21 protein-coding genes are annotated in these 20,134 nt (G+C 47.4%); all 21 read left to right on the forward strand.

Annotated features, from left to right (window positions below):
* Positions 1-3: 3 nt before the first annotated feature.
* Positions 4-666, forward strand: coding sequence for a hypothetical protein (locus Q3W13_RS15970; RefSeq protein ID WP_302865404.1), 663 nt, complete (start codon positions 4-6; stop codon positions 664-666).
* Positions 663-1,325 carry a hypothetical protein gene (locus tag Q3W13_RS15975; RefSeq protein WP_302865406.1) on the forward strand — a complete coding sequence of 221 codons (663 nt, stop codon included), beginning with the start codon at positions 663-665 and terminating at the stop codon, positions 1,323-1,325. Before Q3W13_RS15970 ends, Q3W13_RS15975 begins: the two co-directional genes overlap by 4 nt.
* A complete protein-coding gene (locus Q3W13_RS15980; RefSeq protein WP_302865407.1) occupies positions 1,322-1,981 on the forward strand; it encodes a hypothetical protein in 660 nt (219 codons plus the stop codon). The genes Q3W13_RS15975 and Q3W13_RS15980 overlap by 4 nt, the downstream gene beginning before the upstream one ends.
* Complete coding sequence (locus tag Q3W13_RS15985) at positions 1,978-2,757, forward strand: hypothetical protein (protein WP_302865408.1); 780 nt, start codon at positions 1,978-1,980, stop codon at positions 2,755-2,757. The genes Q3W13_RS15980 and Q3W13_RS15985 overlap by 4 nt, the downstream gene beginning before the upstream one ends.
* The gene (locus Q3W13_RS15990; protein ID WP_302865409.1) at positions 2,754-3,911 is read left to right on the forward strand and encodes a plasmid transfer protein; all 1,158 of its coding nucleotides are present in this window, start codon (positions 2,754-2,756) and stop codon (positions 3,909-3,911) included. The genes Q3W13_RS15985 and Q3W13_RS15990 overlap by 4 nt, the downstream gene beginning before the upstream one ends.
* Before the next feature lie 68 nt (positions 3,912-3,979).
* Positions 3,980-4,594 (forward strand): conjugative transposon protein TraK, encoded by a 615-nt coding sequence (traK, locus tag Q3W13_RS15995; RefSeq protein WP_134336396.1) that lies wholly within the window; start codon positions 3,980-3,982, stop codon positions 4,592-4,594.
* On the forward strand, positions 4,572-4,988 hold the full coding sequence (locus tag Q3W13_RS16000; protein WP_302865412.1) for a hypothetical protein: 417 nt from the start codon (positions 4,572-4,574) through the stop codon (positions 4,986-4,988). The genes traK and Q3W13_RS16000 overlap by 23 nt, the downstream gene beginning before the upstream one ends.
* Before the next feature lie 6 nt (positions 4,989-4,994).
* Positions 4,995-6,146, forward strand: a complete 1,152-nt coding sequence (traM, locus tag Q3W13_RS16005; protein ID WP_302865413.1) for a conjugative transposon protein TraM — start codon at positions 4,995-4,997, stop codon at positions 6,144-6,146.
* 39 nt (positions 6,147-6,185) lie between these two features.
* Positions 6,186-6,980, forward strand: coding sequence for a DUF4138 domain-containing protein (locus Q3W13_RS16010; RefSeq protein ID WP_302865415.1), 795 nt, complete (start codon positions 6,186-6,188; stop codon positions 6,978-6,980).
* Between the two features lie 6 nt (positions 6,981-6,986).
* Positions 6,987-7,202, forward strand: a complete 216-nt coding sequence (locus tag Q3W13_RS16015) for a hypothetical protein (protein ID WP_302865416.1) — start codon at positions 6,987-6,989, stop codon at positions 7,200-7,202.
* 1 nt (position 7,203) lies between these two features.
* Positions 7,204-12,216 (forward strand): helicase-related protein, encoded by a 5,013-nt coding sequence (locus Q3W13_RS16020; RefSeq protein ID WP_302865418.1) that lies wholly within the window; start codon positions 7,204-7,206, stop codon positions 12,214-12,216.
* A gap of 8 nt (positions 12,217-12,224) precedes the next feature.
* Complete coding sequence (locus tag Q3W13_RS16025; RefSeq protein WP_302865421.1) at positions 12,225-12,668, forward strand: hypothetical protein; 444 nt, start codon at positions 12,225-12,227, stop codon at positions 12,666-12,668.
* A 94-nt stretch (positions 12,669-12,762) separates the two neighbouring features.
* Positions 12,763-14,757 (forward strand): type IV secretory system conjugative DNA transfer family protein, encoded by a 1,995-nt coding sequence (locus Q3W13_RS16030; RefSeq protein WP_302865423.1) that lies wholly within the window; start codon positions 12,763-12,765, stop codon positions 14,755-14,757.
* A 1-nt stretch (position 14,758) separates the two neighbouring features.
* On the forward strand, positions 14,759-15,169 hold the full coding sequence (locus Q3W13_RS16035) for a hypothetical protein (RefSeq protein WP_302865425.1): 411 nt from the start codon (positions 14,759-14,761) through the stop codon (positions 15,167-15,169).
* A gap of 2 nt (positions 15,170-15,171) precedes the next feature.
* The gene (locus Q3W13_RS16040; protein ID WP_302865428.1) at positions 15,172-15,594 is read left to right on the forward strand and encodes a M23 family metallopeptidase; all 423 of its coding nucleotides are present in this window, start codon (positions 15,172-15,174) and stop codon (positions 15,592-15,594) included.
* Positions 15,587-16,744 carry an ArdC family protein gene (locus tag Q3W13_RS16045; RefSeq protein WP_134336387.1) on the forward strand — a complete coding sequence of 386 codons (1,158 nt, stop codon included), beginning with the start codon at positions 15,587-15,589 and terminating at the stop codon, positions 16,742-16,744. The genes Q3W13_RS16040 and Q3W13_RS16045 overlap by 8 nt, the downstream gene beginning before the upstream one ends.
* Position 16,745: 1 nt before the next feature.
* Positions 16,746-17,522 carry a DUF4099 domain-containing protein gene (locus tag Q3W13_RS16050; RefSeq protein WP_302865432.1) on the forward strand — a complete coding sequence of 259 codons (777 nt, stop codon included), beginning with the start codon at positions 16,746-16,748 and terminating at the stop codon, positions 17,520-17,522.
* Positions 17,522-18,115 carry a hypothetical protein gene (locus Q3W13_RS16055; protein ID WP_302865433.1) on the forward strand — a complete coding sequence of 198 codons (594 nt, stop codon included), beginning with the start codon at positions 17,522-17,524 and terminating at the stop codon, positions 18,113-18,115. Before Q3W13_RS16050 ends, Q3W13_RS16055 begins: the two co-directional genes overlap by 1 nt.
* Positions 18,102-18,557, forward strand: a complete 456-nt coding sequence (locus tag Q3W13_RS16060) for a PH domain-containing protein (RefSeq protein ID WP_302865434.1) — start codon at positions 18,102-18,104, stop codon at positions 18,555-18,557. Before Q3W13_RS16055 ends, Q3W13_RS16060 begins: the two co-directional genes overlap by 14 nt.
* A gap of 52 nt (positions 18,558-18,609) precedes the next feature.
* Positions 18,610-18,840, forward strand: coding sequence for a hypothetical protein (locus Q3W13_RS16065; RefSeq protein WP_117383593.1), 231 nt, complete (start codon positions 18,610-18,612; stop codon positions 18,838-18,840).
* A gap of 250 nt (positions 18,841-19,090) precedes the next feature.
* On the forward strand, positions 19,091-20,041 hold the full coding sequence (locus Q3W13_RS16070) for a hypothetical protein (RefSeq protein ID WP_117383594.1): 951 nt from the start codon (positions 19,091-19,093) through the stop codon (positions 20,039-20,041).
* The last annotated feature ends 93 nt before the right edge of the window (positions 20,042-20,134 follow it).

The raw sequence follows: 20,134 nt of genomic DNA on the forward strand, positions 1-20,134 counted from the left end.
CTTATGAAATCACTATTTATCCTTTTGTTCTGCTTCGTGGCCAGCGCAGGGTTATCACAGGAACTCGTCTTCGACGGTGGCACCTCCGCGGCTATTGCTGTAAATGCCGGGGTAATCAACGGGCAGCTGAATACCACTAATAATAAACTCGACCTCATTCAAAAAGGGCAGCTTGCCGTCAGCGGGCAGCTGGTCATTGTCAATAACCTCCAGAACAAAATTTACCAGGGGCTTAGCCAGGTTGCTTCGGTCATCAATAACCTGACAACGATCAAGGAGATCGCAGATTGCGGTTCAGATATTATCAAAGACGTGGGCTCTGCGGTAACCATTGCCAGATCTAATCCATTGCTGCTGCTTTTCGCGGAACAGGGCGCGCACGATTTTCAAACCAGGGCCATAGCACTCGCTGCCGATGTGGGTGCCTTCATTACCAAAGGCGGAAACGGCAACCTGATGGACAGTGGGGAAAGAGGGAAATTACTCAATCATATCGCAGATGAAATGCGCATTCTCCGCGGTATTGCTTACGGCATGGGCAGGGCCATGTACTGGGCGAAAATGAACGGCATATTTCATTCGCTGAATCCTTGGGCGGAATGGCAGAACCAGGATGTCCGTATTGCCAATGATGTGTTAACGAACGCCAAATACCTTAAACCATGAAAAAGAGCTTAATTTTAATAGGATGTTGCCTTGCTGCGGCCGGTGTTTCCGCACAGCAAAAAACGATTGATATTATCGGCATCCACCAGCTGGTGGATGAATCCATCTCTGAAAACAAACTACAGGTGAAAGCCCGGAACCAGCAGGCACTCGCCTCCGCCAATGAGCAGTCCAATTTGACGCTGTTGGCTAAACTAAAAGTGACCTACCGGCAGATACAGCAGCGGTACAATACCCTGGGAACAGCAATTAACCTGGCGGACATCGGCTTTACCGCATCGCCGATGGTATCCCGTATCATCAGCAACCAGGCACAAGTCATCCGGCTGGTACAGCAGAACCCGGCGTTATTAGCTATCGGCTACCAGGCAGAACTTCATTTTGCGGAAAAAGCGAAAAGCCTGTTAAGCTATGTTACCGGGTTGACACTGACCATCGGCGATATCAACCAGATGAAGGCATCTGACCGGAAAATGCTTTTTGACTATGTGATTACTGAACTGAGTAACCTGCAGGACCAGTCGGGTAATATGCTGAACATGATGCAATACTCCAGCCTTTCTGCTTTATTGAAAGCCGCTAACCCCTTTCAGAATTTTATAGATGCCGATCAATCCCTTGCCAGGGATGTTATTCAAAACGCTAAATATCTAAAATGAAAAAACTGATTATCCTGCTGCTGTTTGCTGCGAAGTTCGCCGCCGCCCAGCAATATGTGATTGACCCACAGCATCTGGCTTCCGCTATCGTAAACGGTGCCGCCCGCAGCGGTGCGGAAACCGCGCATGAACAGTATCTCACGAAGATCAATAATAATCTCAACGACCTGAATATTAACGCGGGCTCGGTAGTACTGGCGCAAACAATGATCTACCAGGGGCTATCAAATGTAAACTCCGCATTGAAAGATGGAATGGAAGTGAAATACATGGCCGTAGTGGTGGCCGATATGACCAGCTATATCAGCCAGGCATTGGCAATGGCCAAAAACGAACCATATCTTTTACTATTTGCGAACAATATCGCTGCCGAAATGCGGGTTAGGGCACTCGCGCTGGTTACTGATGTATCCGGTTTTGTGCTTAAAGAGGGCAATAATGTACTGGCTGACTATAATGCCCGCGACCAACTGCTGCACAAAGTCATGCAGGAACTTCAGATCCTTGACGGGTTGGCCTACGGCGCGTGGAAAGCGATGTACTGGGCAAAAGAGCGTGGGGTCATCGCTTCCCTCAATCCTTTTTCTGGTTTTATCAACCGGGACAAAATAGTTGTTTCTCAAATTATTCAAAACGCTAAATATCTCCGACAATGAAAATAAAACATCTGACCTTACTGGTTTGCTGCCTTACAGCAACCACCTCTTTTGCGCAAAGCGTAATCAACGATGAGGCGCTTCGTTACCAGCAGCAGCGCATGGTCTTCCAGCAATGGGATCAAAATAAGTTTAAGCCAACCTCCGGCTTTCTCGGCCTAAACCCCTATTACTGGCTGACATGGGGATGGTTTTATCCCAATTACCATAAAACCGACCTCCGGCCCCTGAGTGCCAACGGCCCCCAAACCCAGCGGTTGGCATTGGTGGGTGCCATGAACACGACCGACAATAATTATAAACTCCAGTCGGATACCGTCAGAAATACGGCACTCTCCCAAATTGCCGCACAATCCGGGTTAATTTCCGGAACAGACCCATTATGGCTCTTGTACTATAGTAACGAACTAAAGCCGGTACTCAATAACTCTATGCTTTCTATCCTCGCAGGGCTATCACCACAGGTGAGTGTAAAACTGGTTAATGAAGGATTGTACGCCTGGTATAAAAATGAGCTTGACCGGCTGAAAGAACGGGTGCAGGGGGCGCGTTCGGCTGATATGGACAGGGGATCGCGGATACTGGCTTACCACCGCTTATTAATGGAGTACCGGAAGCTGGCAGGCATATGGGCCATTCGAACTTCCTCGGCGCAAACTACCCTGGATATGACTACCCGGCAACAGGCTTTGAAAAATGGGCAGGGTATCGTTACCGAGTGGACACCGCATTCCGATATTGAAATCGCAAACAAAGTTTTACAGCACGTACAATGAAAAAAACGATCACTTTAATAGTACTGTTGTCGCTGGGCGTGACAGCAGTATTTGCGCAAACTGCCACTAATCCGGATAACGGCAAAACACTTCAGTTTTTGCAGGGCGACGGTGTTTATGAAACAGGTGTAATGACTTTCTTAAAAGGTTTGAAATTATCTATCTGGTCGCATTTCGATCTTTTCATTACCGATGCCAAAGCGCTGTCCGCCATATTTATGATCATCTTTTTCGCGATCAAATCTTACGAGATGATGGTAGGCGATAAAAAGATGGAGATCATGCCCCTGCTTCGTCCTTTCGGTCTGGCGATGGTTATTTTATGGTGGGGGATTTTTGTAAAGGTCATTGCCTTTCCGACAGACCTCGTTACGGTCCGGACAGAAGAGATGTTTAACAGCGAACAAAATATCGTTAATGATCTGCGGCTGAAAAGGTCTGAACTGGTGCTTGCGGTAGCTAACTCTCTGTACACGTTCCAGGCACAGACAGAAGTTGCCGAAAAAGAAAGTGACACCTGGTACGGGCAGGCCTGGGATGCCGTCAGCAGCACGGTTAAACAGGGAATAAGTACCGTAGTCTCCCCTTTACTGGAGCTCAAAAACCGTTTGACGGTAGGGTTGCAGTTGCTGCTTACCCAGCTGCTGGAGTTGATGGGGATATGGATTCTGCGACTTGCCGTTTATATCATATTCATGCTGCAAATCATTTATTCGAGTATCCTGATCATTCTCGGCCCCTTTGCCGTAGCGGTAAGTATCCTTCCCGCTTTCCGGGATAGTTTCAGCACCTGGATCGCACGCTTTGTGTCGGTGAACCTGTATTCAGGGATCGCCTACTTAATTATGTACCTCACGGGCCTGATGCAGGAATATGCACTCACCTCTGAGATCAGCAAGTACCAGGAATTAGTCGGACGGGACGGTTTAAGTGCGGATCTTGGCAAAATGGCGGTGTTCGCCGGTAACGGTATTCTTTCTTTCGGTACGGTCATCATCGTATTTATTATCGGAGCCATCTGTATGTTTACCGTTCCAAGTATCTCTACCTGGATCATCTCCACATCGGGGATCAGCTCTGCTGCTTCTACCTTCGGAAGAAGTGCCGGCACCGTAATGAGTGTTGCCAGAAAAGCCTCCGGCAGTTTCTTTTAATGCACTGTTTATTCATTCATCTCCATTAAGCCGCTATTTACCATAGGGGCTTTTTTATTTCCATTAACATGATCATAAAAAATATAGAAGCCAAGATCAGGCTCGCCACCATCGTATCTGTTGGCAGCCTCCTGACATCGCTGGTTATTGTTGGTATCAATTGCCTGTATGCCTACCGAATGGTATCCAACGCGCAGAAGAGTATTTACCTGCTGGATAACAATGTACCCATCCTGGCCCGGCAAACGGATATGCAACTCAACCGGCCCGCAGAATACCGTGCCCATGTCGACCTTTTCCATTCTCTTTTCTTTTCCCTTACACCGGATGATAATTATATGGAATACCAGATGAAAAAGGCCATGTACCTGATCGATGAAACGGGGATGCAACAATATAATGACCTGAAGGAAAAGGGGTTTTTCAATTCTATCCTGTCTTCAAGTTCCGTGCTCACGCTCGAAACAGATTCCATAGCCCTCGATATCCCAAAGAAGTACTTCAGGTATTACGGTAAGTTGAAGATCGACCGCCGGAGTTCGACGGTCGTGCGCTCGCTGATCACCGAAGGCTATCTTAAAGATATCCCGAGAAGCGATAATAATCCGCATGGCGTCCTGATCACCGCATGGAAAACACTGGAAAACAAAGACCTCGAAGATGTGGAGAAAAATACATTCTAACCGCGATCCCAGGGATACGCTGTTCAGTGAACTCAAAAAAGAGTTTCAGCCTTATGTTGTAAAAGGAGCCGCCCGCTTCCGGTCAGCCGCTGCTACCTACCCGCGTTTGTTTTTTGCTGGCATGATCGTCGCGCTACTCATTTCCCTTGCGCTTTCCTTTACGGTTTTCCGTCAACCCGATAAGGTGGTCACCTCTGTTCCAAAACTGCGTGCAAATCCGGCAGCAGACGGCTTTGATCAGATCATGCAGGCAACCGTAAAAATGCGGGAAACCATCAAGTTAAAGCACCTTGTCGATAGTTTAACTGCCAAAAAGCAATTATCAAATGCGGATACACTCCTGCTGGACAGCGCGCTCGACCGCCTGCAGCAGATCCGTCACACCCTTAAATAAATCATCATGAAAATCAATTTTAAACAGCCCAAATATGTGCTGCCGGCACTGGCTTTGCCATTTTTATGCCTTTTCTTTTATGCCTGGCATAGTGGCTTCTCCAAACCTAAGCCCGAAATAAAGCAGGAAGCCGGCTTAAACGGAAATGTTGGTAACGTATCTACAGATGTGCGGAAGAAAAACCTGGCCGGTAAACTGGATGCGTACCGTAACACCTACAAAGAGGCCAACGGTTATTCTGCCGTTAACGTCATTCCCAAAGAGGCATCCAGCAACGCATCGTTTCAAGATCGTTACAGCAGTAAAGAAAAACAAACCCTTGACTCTATCGACAGGGCGATGAAGGCAAAATACAACCTGCCACCAACCGGGAACCACGACCGGGCAATAGCCGCTGCCCTGCCTGCCCTGGTACACCAGCAGAAACAAAGAGCTGCACCTGCGCCGGTAGAGCCGAAAGAAAAAGATCCGATGGATGTTTTCAAACAGCAAATGGCCTACATGGACAGTATCAATAAACAAAATGATCCCGCCTATAAAGCCGAACAGCTTAAAAAACTGGCCAATGATAAAGCTGCCTTGCAGAAAGCCAGCGAGTTCAAGCTCAGGGTTGTTAAAGCAGATGAACCTTCTGGTGACTTCAACACCGTTAAGCCACCTGGTGAGGATAAATTCATTACTGCCGTAATAGATGAGAATGTGACAGGATACGCCGGTTCCCGGTTGCGGCTAAAGCTGCTGGAAGATATCAGGGCAGGTAACAACCTGATCAAAAAAGGCACCTATATTTTTGCCCAGATCAGCGGATTTTCAGAACAGCGCGTAACGCTCTCCATCAATTCCATTTTATCCGAGGGGAAAATACTTCCTGTCAAACTGGAGATCTACGACCTGGACGGTATGCCCGGATTGTATGTCCCTGCATCAGCGTTCCGGGATTTTACCAGAGATCTCGGCAGTAATGCGGTTCAGGGCGTGACCATCGATGGTAACTCCACCGGCAACCAGTTTATCATGAGTTCGGTTGATAAAATATTCCAATCTACTTCTTCCGCCATTGCCGGGCTCATCCGCAAAAACAAGGCAAAAATGAAATACAATTCTTTCATCTACCTGATTGACGGCGACGCATTGCTGAACACGCAGAAATCCTATTAAGGCAGTCGTTCACTCATTTTCTTAAAACCAATAATCATCATGAAAAAGCTTTTAATATACCTGGGGATGCTGATCTCCCCCGCAGTTTATGCGCAAAAAGATCTGCCTGTTGTGGCACTCCCTGCAAACCTGACCATTCATTTTGTGTCACCGGAGCCCATTCAGTATGTGGATATTTCCAGTAAGCAACTGATCGGCGACCTGCCCCTGAAAAACGTATTCCGCATTCGTTTAAAAGATTCATCATCAAAATTTGACGATGCCGTTCTGACCATCGCCGGTGAAAAATTTATTGCGCAATACCGCCTGGTACCCGGTAACGGGAATACCCCTACAGAAATAGCCATTACACCCGCCGAAACCCGCCCGCTGGATATTGCCGGCATCGGATTTTCAAACAATCAGCTGAAGGCAATGGCTTTGAACCTGATCGCCCGAAAGCCGGACAAACACATGGAAAAGGTAAAGGCGTTCGGGATAGAAGGAAAGTTAAACCATATCTATACGATGGGCAACTATATCTTTCTCGATATCAGTTATCGTAACAGGACCAATCTGAGATATGATATTTCAGATATGCGGTTTAAAATTGATGATAAAAAAGTCACCAAAGCGGCCAACGCCCAAACGGTCGAACTCAACCCCGAGTATATCCTGTTTGATATCCCTGCTTTTACCAAAACCTACCGGAACATCTTCGTATTCAAAAAGATGAGTTTCCCCGGCAATAAAGTACTGCTGGCTGAAATGAGCGAAAAACAACTATCGGGGCGCATACTGACCCTGAAGATCTCTTACCAGGACATCCTGGATGCGGATACCCTACCTAACTGATTTCTTATGACATACCTGATAGCCTATGACTACGTGAGGCTGATCCTGAAGGAAGAATTCCTCGCGGCCTATCTGCGCTTTATCAATCACGGCATACTGCACTACGAGCTGACCAATATCATAGAGGTATGTGCCCCCCTGCTGAAAGGGCTGGATGAGGACGACAGGTTCCTCAAATATGAGGTAATAGGAACGATAGCGAATTATTTAGAGGAGGTATGAAATGGCATTTAACAGCAGTAAAAAACTGGCCGATAATATCTCCGCCATCAGCATCGCCCTGAATTATATCGGGCAGCAATTGTCCGGGGACGAAATAAAAGTGTTAAAAAATTACGCGGGGTTTGGCGGCATTAAAGCGGTGCTCTTTCCGGCTGGCCGCGAAGACGACTGGCAGAAATTTGATATATCACAGGCCGACCTCAAACTCTGGCCGCAGGTGATGCAGCTCCATGAGCTGCTCCGGGAAAAGCTTTCGGAAAAGGACTATAAACGGGCCTTTGAGTCGCTGATCAATAGTGTCAATACCGCTTTTTACACGCCGGAATTTATCCCCGATACTGTTTATAAGGCATTGACAGAAAATAATGTTTTCCCGCGCAGGATTTATGAAACCAGTGCAGGGGCAGGTGTTTTTGTTACGGAAGCTGTCAGGACGTTTCCAAACCTGGAAGCGGTAAACGCGGTAGAAAAGGACATCCTCACCGGTAAGATATTAACCGTATTAAGCCAGGCCATCAGCAACAAGATAGCGGTGCAGGTAAAAGGGCTGGAAGAAACAGCCCCGAATGAAAAAGGACAATCCGACCTGGTGATCAGTAATATCCCCTTCGGTAATTTTTCCGCACATGACCCCGCGTTTAACACGAGCGGGATCTCCTCCCGCATCCATAATTATTTTTTTGCCAAAGGGCTGGACAAGCTGGCAGATGGCGGAATCTTGGCTTACCTCGTTACCGATGGTTTTTTAAACAGCCCCTCCAATGATACAGCCCGTAAATACCTGCTTACTTCGGCGGATCTGATCAGCGTATCGGTATTGCCCGCTAACCTGATGAAGGAAAATGCTAATGTGGAGGTCGGTACGCACCTGATCATTGTGCAGAAAAACGATGCTAAGCAAACATTAACCGAAGCGGAAAGCCAGCTGATCGATACGGTTGAGCAAACCGGCAGCAAAGGCAAGTATAACATCAATGCTTATTTATTAAAGCACCCCGAACTGGTATTGGGCGATGAGGTCATTGAAGATACCAATGCCTATGGGCAGGCTAATCTGACCATCTGGCACAACGGTGATATGGCTCATATTGCCAGGGAACTGAAATTACAGGTTCACCAGGGCTTCCAGGAAAACTTCGACCATGCCAAATGGCAGGCCATCAGTTTCAGCCGGCAGCAATCAGCCGGGCGTAAATTCACCTTTTTACCGGTACCTGAAGTAACGGAAAGTAACGCGGCCGGCCAGTTAGGTTTATTTGATGCTCCCCCGGTGGCCAATAATAACAAGGCGCAATCTTATCTGGATGATAATGACCGGTTCACGGTGGACGGCAGCACTGCCCGCCTGATCAGCACGATAAGCACAACGGCTAAACCGGCGCACGACAGCATCATCATGCTCACCGCGAGGGCTAAAGCCAGCAATCGTTACCTGTATAAATTATACAGTAACGTAGCGGAGATCTCGGTATCTGTCAAATGGCTGACCGGGCAGTCTCTGGGTAATGAGCTTGACGTACTATCCGGAAAGCTTAAATATTTCGCTTACGATTTCCGATATGAAGGCGATACCAGCCTGGAAGCTTCTTTTAAACTCACCCCGGATCGCCCCAAGGCCTTTACCGACCTGAAGCCCTTTTATGAAAAGGGGACTTTAGTGCTTTTTGAAGGCAGGGCAGGCCTGATCGCGGAACCCTATAATGGCGAAGCGGAATTTAAACCGTTGGATGTACAGGATAACCTGGCTTTTTACCGCGCCTATATTTTATTAAGGGATACTTACCTGCAACTTTCTGTACTGGAAGCAGAGCATCGGGTTCAGTACCCGGAATTGCGTAAAGCGCTCAACCAGCATTACGACACCTTTATCGAAAAGAATGGTGAGCTGAACAGGGCCTTTAACCGTTCCCGTATCCTGGCAGATGCCGCTTTTGGCTTTAAGGTGGCCGCCTCGCTGGAATTGAAGGAGAATGACAAATTCATACGTTCGGATATCTTTCATGGCCCGGTATTTCCACAAGAGGCTGCTTTTAAAACAAGCGACCCGACGGATGCCCTGGCCCGTTGCTTAAATGATCTGGGAAGGGTCGACCTGGATCTGATCACCGAAATAACAGGTTTATCCGAAGAGGATGCTATTTATCAGCTGGAGAAACAGATCCTGTTTAACCCTGAGCGTAACGTATGGGAAACCACCGATCATTATTTGTCCGGGAATGTGGTTGCCAAACTGCAGGTCGCGGAGCAGGCCGTAAAAGATGAGCCGGAGAATTTTCAGCTCCTGCGCAGCTTGACGGCTATCCGCAGGGTACAGCCGGACAAGATCCCGTTTGAATTGCTGGATTTTAATCTCGGTGAGCGCTGGCTCCCGGTCAGTTATTATGAGCGTTTCGCAACCGACCTGTTTAAGCTGGATACGGAGATCAACTATTTCCCCTCCATAGATACTTTTAAAGTAACCTACGGCAAAGGCAATACCACCACCGATGAGGAATTCGCGGTGGTTCCGAAACAAAGCGACAAGCTGACCGGCCGAACTTTACTGGAACACGCGCTGGAAAACACCTCACCGCATATTACTTACCCGGTCGAGATCGACGGCAAGGTCAAACGTTACCCCGATACGGAGGCCATACAGTCGGCACACCGGAAGATCGAAAGTATCCGTGACCGTTATACGGAATGGTTGCGGGAACTCCCTCCGGAAGATAAGCAGCGGATAGAGCAATTATATAATGACACTTTTAACTGCTACGTACTGCGCGAATACGACGGGAGCCACCTGAAGTTTCCGGGCCTCGACCTCAAAGGGCTGGATATACCGAATCTCTACAGTTCACAAAAGGATGCCGCCTGGCGCATCATCCAGAACCGGGGCGCGCTGGTTGACCATGAAGTAGGCCTGGGTAAAACATTGACCATGATCGTGGCCGCCATGGAAATGAAGCGGCTGGGTATCATTCACAAACCGATGATCCTCGCTTTAAAAGCAAACGTCAGCGCCATCAGGGATACGTTCCGTTTAGCTTATCCGAACGCGCGAATATTGGCACCGGGTGAAAATGATTACCTGCCCGCCCGCCGACAGCGGCTGTTCCATGAGATCAAAAATAATAACTGGGACTGCGTTATCCTCACGCATGACCAGTTTGGCATGATCCCGCAATCGCCCGAAATACAACGTGAGATATTTCAAACGGAACTGGACAATGTGACCCGTGACCTGCTTACGCTGGGTACATTAGGTGTGGCGATCAACAAGTCCATGCTCAAAGGCCTGGAGATCCGCAAGAATAACCTCAACGTGCAACTCAATGCGGTGCTTTACGCGATTGATAACCGCAAGGATACCGGTATAAATTTTCAGGAAATGGAAGTGGATCACCTGTTTATCGATGAGTCCCACAAATTCAAGAACCTCACTTTTACCACGAGGCATAACCGGGTGGCCGGGCTGGGCAATATGGCCGGTAGCCAGAAAGCCCTCAATATGCTTTTTGCCATCCGGACATTGCAGGAGAAGTTCAATGCAGACCTTTGTGTTACCTTTCTTTCCGGTACGCCGATCTCCAACAGCCTCACCGAAATGTACCTGATCTTTAAGTATCTCCGGCCTCATGAAATGGAACGGCAGCAGATCAGCAACTTTGATGCCTGGGCTGCGGTTTATGCCCGTAAAACGGTCGATTTTGAGTTCAGCGTCACCAACGAGATCCGGGCAAAGGAACGCTTCCGCTATTTTATCAAAGTGCCGGAACTGGCCCGCTTTTATAACGAAATAACCGATTATAAAACGGCTGTCCATATCAGCCTGGATAAACCGGTCATCGATGAAGTGCTGGTGAATATCCCGCCAACACCGGAACAGCAGGACTTTACCCGGAGACTGATGAAGTTTGCCAAAACCGGGGATGCCACCATCATCGGCAGGCAACCGCTTACCGCTACGGAAGACCTGGGGCGTATGCTGATCGCCACCAACTACGCTAAAAAAATGGCGGTGGATATGCGGTTGGTCAGCGATAGCCGCTATGGCGACCATCCGGGAAACAAGGTCAGTATCTGTGCCCGCAATGTGGCGATGGAATACCGCCAAAGCAACGAACACAAGGGTACGCAGATCATATTCAGCGATATCGGGACACCAAAGCCGGATAGCTTTAATATCTATGACGCGCTGAAGGATAAGCTGGTGAAGGACTTTGACATCCCCGCCGCTGAGATCACCTTTATTCATGACTGGACGGACAGGCAAAAGCCGGAACTGTTCCGAAAAATGAACGCAGGCTTGATCCGAGTACTGATCGGCAGTACCGAAAAAGCCGGTACCGGTCTTAACGTACAACAGCGCGTTGTCGCGATGCACCACCTGGATATCCCGTGGAAACCATCCGAACTGGAGCAGCGGGATGGCCGCGGCGCGAGGCAGGGGAACTGGCTGGCAAAAATGTTTTTTGGCAACAAAGTCCGGAATTACATCTATGCCGTAGAGCAGTCGCTGGACAACTATAAATTCAACCTCCTGAAGAACAAACAGACGTTTATCAGCCAGATGAAGAAAAGCGAGCTAAGTGTCCGCACACTGGATGAAGGTGCCATGGATGAACAAAGCGGCATGAATTTTTCTGAATACATCGCTATCCTTTCCGGTGACACTTCCCTGCTGGAAAAAACCAAAGTGGAAAAGAAGGTAGCTGAATTAGAAGGGAATAAATCCTCCCATTTTAAAGATGTGTCGCGGAGCCGCTACTTACTGGAAGACACAGAGCAAAAGAAAGCGCAAACAGCTTCCACATTGGAAAAGCTCGTAACCGATGAAGCGGCCTATCTTAAAGTACTGAAGCAGGATGCAAAAGGCAATAAGCTGAACCCCATAAAAATGCCGGATAAAACAGATGCCGACCCAGTAGCTATCGGCAAAAAGATCATTGACCTCTACAAAAATGGAAGCCTGGGAACGCCGAAGATCCGACTTATAAATTCGGTGAATTATATGGGTTCAGCCTGTATGTAAACCGGCAATTGGCCTGGGTCCAAACTGAACAGGGTAGCAAATACGAGTACGTCAGCAGCCTCTATGCAGAAAGTGATACCACCGGGATCAGGTATATGCGTAATAACGGCATTCCGAATACTGATAATCCAAAATCTGCTGCCAGGTACTTTTTGAACGCCATCGATAATGTGAGTTCCCTGGTGATCAAATACCGTGATAAGTTGACAGCATTGGAAAAGGAAATACCGGTTATCCGTGAACTGACGCAAAAACCTTTTGAGCAGGAAGCAAAGCTGGCCGCTTTAAAGGTCGAACTGGCAAATCTGGAACAGGAGATCAGCCGGAAGATTGCTGAAAAGCAGCAGGAAACGGAGTCGGAGGAGACGCTTGATCATTCGGAAAACCTGAGAGCGCTGCGCTTACAAACTTTTGAGCATCGGGATTACCCTGCTAACGGACCCGGGCGCTGACCTTGAGTGGTTCGTCCTTAAATCTTTCACCAACAAATCTTATGGAAGAACCGCGAAGCGCTCCTTCCATTGCATTACAAAAACCGATCAACTTATGGAAGAAACACGCGAACAGCAGAAGCTGCATGGCTTCCTGCAATGTGGTATTTATATTTCTATACTTTTAGAAGCTGCGATCTTCGTCTATCACAATGCCCCGTTCTGGGGCGTTTTTTTTAGCCCGCTGGACAAGCTCGCCCATATCGTTATTTACAGCAGGCTGATCTACAGCAAGCTGGCCACATTTACTTTAATATGCTTGGTGAGTGTGGGAACCCTGTCAAAAAAGGAAACGGATCTCGACCCGCAAAAACATATCGTTTATCCCTTAGTGCTTGGCTTGCTGTTGTTTTTCGGGAGTATCGCTTGCCAGGGCAGGGCATCACCCATTGCGTGCGCATACACGAAATGGTATGACCTGATCTACATGATCTGCTCTTTCATCGGGGCCATACTGGTCAGCCTTTCTATGGACAATATCTCTAAAATGATTAAGTCCGGGCTGGGTAAGGACAAGTGGAACACCGAAGCGGAAAGCTTTATGCAGCCGGTTAAAAAAGTGGAAACGCCCTATTCGGTAAACATCCCCATGCTCTTTTACCACCAACGCAAAGTACGTCAGGGATGGATCAATATCTGTAACGTATTCCGGGGTACCATTGTCATCGGAACCCCAGGTTCGGGTAAAAGCTTTTCCGTGGTTAACCCATTTATCCGGCAGCTGATCGCCAAAGAGTTCGCAGTTTGCCTGTATGATTTCAAGTTTCCCGACCTGGGGCAGATCGCTTACTACCACTATCTGAAAGCAAAGCAGGAAGGTAAAATGAAAGGCTATGCTTTTCATGTGCTCAATCTGAACGACCCCGAAAACAGCCGCCGCATCAATCCCTGGCGGGCAGATTATATCCGTTCACTGGCAGACGCGGCGGAAACCGCGGAAGGGCTGGTGGAAGCCCTCAAGAAAGGAGACCGCTCGGGCGGAAGCGATCAGTTCTTCACGCAGTCGGCCATCAACTTCCTGGCATCCTGCATTTACTTTCTCAGTAAATACGCCAACGGTAAATATTCCAGCCTGCCGCATGTTCTGGCCTTGCTTAACTGTACCTACGAGGAAATATTCAACGTACTGGTGTCCGAACCGGAACTGCGTTCGCTGCTCTCACCGTTCATGAGCGCCTACCATGCGAAAGCCTTTGACCAGCTCGAAGGACAGGTAGGAACACTGAAGATCTTTATCAGCCGCCTGTCTACCAAAGAAACGTTTTGGGTGTTTTCCGGCGATGATTTTAACCTGAAAATATCAGATAAAAATACCCCCGGCATACTCGTGCTGGCAAACGACCCCAATACGCAGAACATCAATTCGGCCTGCTATTCCATTGTGATTAACCGGCTGACGAAGCTGATCAACACCAAAGGCAACCTGCCTTCGGCACTCATCATTGATGAGGTACCAACTTTGTTTGTACATAAGGTGGAAAACCTGATCGCTACAGCCAGGAGCAATAAAGTGGCGGTATTGATGGGCTTACAGGAACTGCCGCAATTCAATCAGCAGTACGGAAAAGATACCGCCGCAACCATCACTTCTGTTATCGGGAACGTGCTGTCTGGCTCTGTGCGAAATAAAGAAACACTCGAATGGCTGGAACGCATACTGGGTAAGTCCAAGCAGATTGGAGAAGGGCTTTCCATTGACCGCAATAAAACCTCAACCTCCCTCAACGAAAAATTGGAAGTGCTGATACCGGCCGGGAAGATAGCCTCCCTCAACGCGGGCGAAATGGTGGGTGTTATCGCCGCAGATGCACAGGAGAAATTTACCGGGCAGTTTGAAACGTCTGCAATCAACTGCCGGATCAATCTGGATATGGCAGCCATCTCGGGAGAAGAAAAGAACTACCGCCCGCTACCCGCCTTCTACGATTTTAACGGGCAGCGGAACGAAAAACTAACACAGAACTTTAACAAGATCAGCCAGGAAGTACAGGACCTGGTACTTCAGTTCCGTTCGCTGCCTTCCAATTCACCAAAAGCAAAAACCAAATAAGATGAAAAATGAAAGTTTAAATGGCACCCTCGTCATGGTCAGTCCGGATCTGGAAAACGATCCGGCAAGAGGACAGGGAAAAATCGCGCTGGTTAACTACGAAAGCCTGCACGATAATGAAATTTATGTGGCCTTTGAAGGCGGCCGGGAAGCTATCTACCATCCTGATGCCCTGCTTCGCCTGAAAGGTAAAGAAGAGATACTTGCTGAACTGATGGATAATGGTTCGGAGATACGTGGTAACGATTATAAGGATCTGTGTAAGATCACGATGCTTCAGGACAGGGGAACGGCTAAAGCCGAATGGCAGGCACTGGAAATCGTACAGCAGAATCCACGCATAAAAAATGCGGCACTGGAACCGGCAAAGCCAGGTATAGCCATCGAACTTCAAAAATCTTATTCCAGATGAAAATGCTGGCCTGCTTCTGCCTTATCTGCCTTCCCCTTAAAAATTTATACATCACCTCGTCATTCGGCTATCGCAGGCACCCACTCACAGGCAACTACGCCTTTCATAACGGAATCGACTTCCGGGCAAGATCAGACACCGTTTACGCAATCATGGATGGCGTGGTCAGCAATACCGGCTATGATAGTTCACTTGGGGTGAGTGTCGCTTTAGACCATGGTGATGTGACTTCTGTCTATGGTCACCTAAGTCAGTTATTCGTAACGCAGGGTGAATCCATACAAGCCGGCCAGCCTATCGCCATTACCGGCGGAACAGGTAAGGTCACGGGTGAACACCTGCATTTCAGCATTCGCATTAAACAACAGTACATCGATCCGATGGACTTTTTCTATCAAAATTTAATTAACAGAAATCATGAGTAAAAACTTCAAACCACTCCACGAACAGATTGCAAACAAACTGATCGCGGAATTACAGGCAGAAACATCACCATTCCAGAAACCCTGGACGGATAGTGACGCCCCGGCCTTTACAATTCCTGTCAATCCAACTACCAACAAAAATTATCGTGGCATGAACTCCTTATGGCTTTCCATGCAGGGCCATACTGATCCCCGGTGGATGACCCTCAAACAAGCCGGTTATGCAGGTTACGAGGTGGAAAAAGGTGCTAAGGCCACCCTGATCAATTTTGTCAAAAGAACAAATATTGAGGCGATGAGGGATGTGGATGGTAACAAGATCCTGGATGAGCATGGCAAAACGCAAACCCGCACTACCGAATATGAAAAGCCTGTTATCACCAATGCCTGGGTGTTTAATGCAGAACAGATCAAGGGAATCCCGCCGCTGGCAGAATACCTCAAAGAAAAGCAGGGTGAGCAAACCTGGAGCCCTATTGAAAGGGCTGAACAATTGATCAGCGACAGTAAAGCGGTCATTATCCACGGGGGAAACGAAGCGTACTACAATAAAGCCAGTGACCAGATCCGCTTGCCGTTAAAAGAGCAGTTCGAGAATGAAACCAAATATTACGCTGTTGCCCTGCACGAGATCGGCCACTGGACAGGCCACCAAACCCGCCTGGACCGCCCGATGGAAGGCCGTTTTGGTTCTGAAGCTTATGCCCGTGAGGAACTGCGTGCGGAAATTGCCTCCCTGATGCTGGGAAGCGAACTGAAGATCGGCCATAATTTCGGGCAGCACGCGGCTTATGTAAATAACTGGATAAAGATTCTCAAAGATGAGCCTTTTGAGTTGTTCCGCGCTTCTGCAGATGCCCAGAAAATATTTGATTATGTGGTGGATATCGGGCAGAAAGTGGAGTTAAAGGAAGAAAAGTCAAAGGATCAGACCCTGAAAAAGGGCGATGAGATCGCCTACAACAATAACGTTTATAAAGTGCTGGATAAAAAAGGCAAAACCTTCACCGTAGAAGATATGGAAGGCGGCAAAACAAAGGTCAGCCCCAATGACGGCCTTTTTAAATCCTTAGTTAACGCTAAAAATAATCCTGCAGAGCAGCAGCTCATTGTACAGGAAGAGGAAGTTTCACATAGCATAGGAAGATAAGATGAACCTGATCAGCTTTAAAGAAAAGGATCTCCCGTTCCGGGAATTGGAGACCATCGGTCTGGCGGCAGGCGGCCAGCTTTTATTGAACGTCAATGACCTGAAAGCACTTCTTTCAGGTCGCAGGACTGGCCTGATGCACCTGGAAAACCTGGAAGCAGAAGGCATTCAGATCAAAGCCATGGATGCCAAAGTATCACTCCGGCAAAACGAACAGGGTAAAACGGATCTGTTGATCCATCCTATTTACAGGAAACCTGACACGCCGGATTTTTTGGATGACAACGAAGCCCGGCAACTGGAAAAAGGCGAAGTAGAGAACTTCCTGAAAACGACCACCGATAATAAGGGCAATAAAAAGGAGATCCTGGTAGAATACGATTCGGAAACCCGTGAGTTTATTGTTTCTGACACCGAAAAGATCATGGCACCCGATATGGTCAACAATGAATTTCTTACCCCGGCCCAGAAAGAAAAATACCGCAAAGGCAAAGAAGTAGAACTGGCCGACAGGACCAAGTTTAATTATTCCGGTACGGACCTGAATGGTATCCGGTCTAACAAGCTGGCCCTGATCGCTTCTATTGTCATTGACGGCGGGCTTTCTTATATGGTTTACAAAGGGCTGAATGCGCTCTTTGGTGAGAAACGGGACGAAAAGGAAGCCGGTACTTTAAGCCCCGGTTATTATACCACTATGGCTGATGTAGAAGATCAGCGGCCCGTGGCGACGAATGAGCACATCCGTTTTGACAGTAAAAGCCGTTTTTCACGGTAATGAATGCGATTTTAACTGAGCTTGGAGTTCCCGGAGAACTCCAGGCTTTTTTTCAGGTAACCGACCTCGTATTCAGCTATGGGCCGGATAGCGAATACTTCGATAAAGACTTCCACCGGATTCCTGCCACCTCAAATGTATGGATGGCCGGTAATGACCTCACCAGGGAGGTGGTCATTACTTACAGCGCGATGGAGGCCATCGCGTATTTAACCCTTAACAAACACCGCTATTCCCGGATGGATACCCTGGCGTTTGTTGCCGTCGGCAACCTGCCCCATGACGGTCAGTTACAATGGATGCGCTCCGCCTGGCTGAAAAAAAAATATACACTCGTATTTGGCAATGGCCTGTTAGGAAGGTTAGCCGATATTAAAGTAGCTGCCGGACTGGCTGATCGCCGGGTCCGGCTGTACTGGAACAGCCCCAATATTCGTATAGAAACCGAAAACAGCCATCATGAATTTGCGATGGATAACCTCTCACTGAATGTTTTTGAGAAAGCATTTGGCATCCGCTCCGGTATCCGCACCCATAAACCAATCCGGTTCGACACCTTTTTAGATCAATTGAAACACAATGGAAAACAATGAAATATTATTGAAACCGGCAATAAGCTTTGCCGTTCTGAAAATCCTGCCGCTCATCTTTTTGACCCTCCTTTTTTTACTGCTCGCCTGGTACCTGTCGCCTTTTTTTGTGTTTTTCAGTATCGGGACATTGGCTGCGGGATGGTATCGCTTGCTATATATCCGAAAAAGCATTTACCTCGTTACCCCGGAAGTCGTCAGGATCAGCCGGGGGATATTCTTTAAACGGACGGATATGCTGGAAATATACCGCGTTAAAGATTATGTTATAACGCAATCTTTTATCCTTCAGCTCTTGGGCTTGATGAACCTGACCTTAAAAAGTACTGATGCCGAAAATCCGGTGATCTGGATGGTTGGCATACCGGAATCTGACGTTATCGACACGATTCGGGACTATGTTCAGGAAGCACGAAAACACAACAGGATTTATGAAATTAATTGAATAAAAACTTTGATTTTACTAATCTAATTAGTATATTTAGGTATCAAACATCATGAAGACAATATTCTATTTTATCGCTTCCTGCTTCATCTCCACTTTCGCTTTTTGGGGCGCATTGGTAGCAAGAAACCCTTTCCCGCTTTATGGCGTAGGCTTCGGCATATGGGCGCTCTTCATATGGGGTTATAACCAGCGGTCAAAAAGAGAAGCGGATAAACGTTTCCACGAGCGAATGTTCCAGGACTATATGCGGTCTAAAAATCGTAATGCAAATCGCTGGTAAATGTTATTGATATAATCGTTTTTTAGTATGTTGCGCGCTACTAAAATCGTGGGCAACCCGCTCACAATTGTGATAAGGTTTAGGTTAAAATCCCCAGGCGGCGAGCGCTCTGGGGATTTTGTTATTATATCACATTTTAGTGATTTTTCTGATTGATTAAGTAACGATTCGGGGCATCGGCAATGCAAAAATACTACCGTTTAAAGCGGCTTTAATTTCTAATAAATCAAGTCTTTTTTACGTAAACATTGTGAAAAAAAAGAATAGAGAAAACAGGTTTCAGAAAAAGTTAAGCCATAAGGAATCCAATGGAGAGGCATCTGAATATGCGCAGGAATTTCTAAAAACGCCGGAAGACGGGCCGCTGGTTACTGATGATGCCTATGCAGAACTGGACGCATTAGAGTATTTTAATAAAAGAAGGCTTCAAAAATTCCGGCAACGCCTGCTCTCCTCAATGAGCTATTATCCTGATGATCTCAGGAAGATTGAAGCCGGCTTAAGTTCGTACGCCCATAGTGCCGTAATACACACAAGAGAACTTGCAGTACTGGTAAGGTCGCTATCGATGACTTTTGAAAATATCTTGCTGGAAAATTATGAAAGCTCGGACGATGCTATAAGGCAGGTGATAAAAGCGAGCTACTTTGATACTACTGACTGGACCAGTGAATTTGATTTAAAGCCGGAAGATCTGATCACGCCGGATGGATTAAGGCATTACCGTTCCAACGCCAATAAAATAACTATCTCTGCAATGAATCATTGGTTAAGTTATATGGTGAAAAAGGAAGGCGAAAATTCGCTTGCGCAGCATTACGATGAACTTTTCATACAGAAAGGCGTAAACCATGCCCGGTATTACCAGGAAGTTCAACTTAAAGCGGATATGTTAAGCGCCTATACCGGTTTGCATCACTTTCCTTTTTTTGAAAGTGATATATTATCGTCCTACTCAATATCTTTCGACGTGGCCGGCAAATTTATGGCAGGTACCATTAACAGCAAAGGGCAGCGCAGGTTGATGATTGATGGGCATCCCGAAATGATCGAAGGCAGGATTTTATCATCCTGGATGGTATCACCAAGTTTTATCGACGGGCAGTTTGAGATCCTTTGTTTACCAAATCAGTTTACACTATATGTTAATTGGAAGAACTATGATGAAATTGCAGCAGGATTTGGATTGTCCAGAACCTGATCAGGCTCCGGCCGCCAGGTAATACCGACGTATTTGGTTACTAAGCAGGATATGATTAAATTTGTTGTTATCCAATCGTTCAGCGTTTATACG

It is taken from the genome of Mucilaginibacter sp. L3T2-6 (genome assembly GCF_030519355.1).
Classification (GTDB): domain Bacteria; phylum Bacteroidota; class Bacteroidia; order Sphingobacteriales; family Sphingobacteriaceae; genus Mucilaginibacter.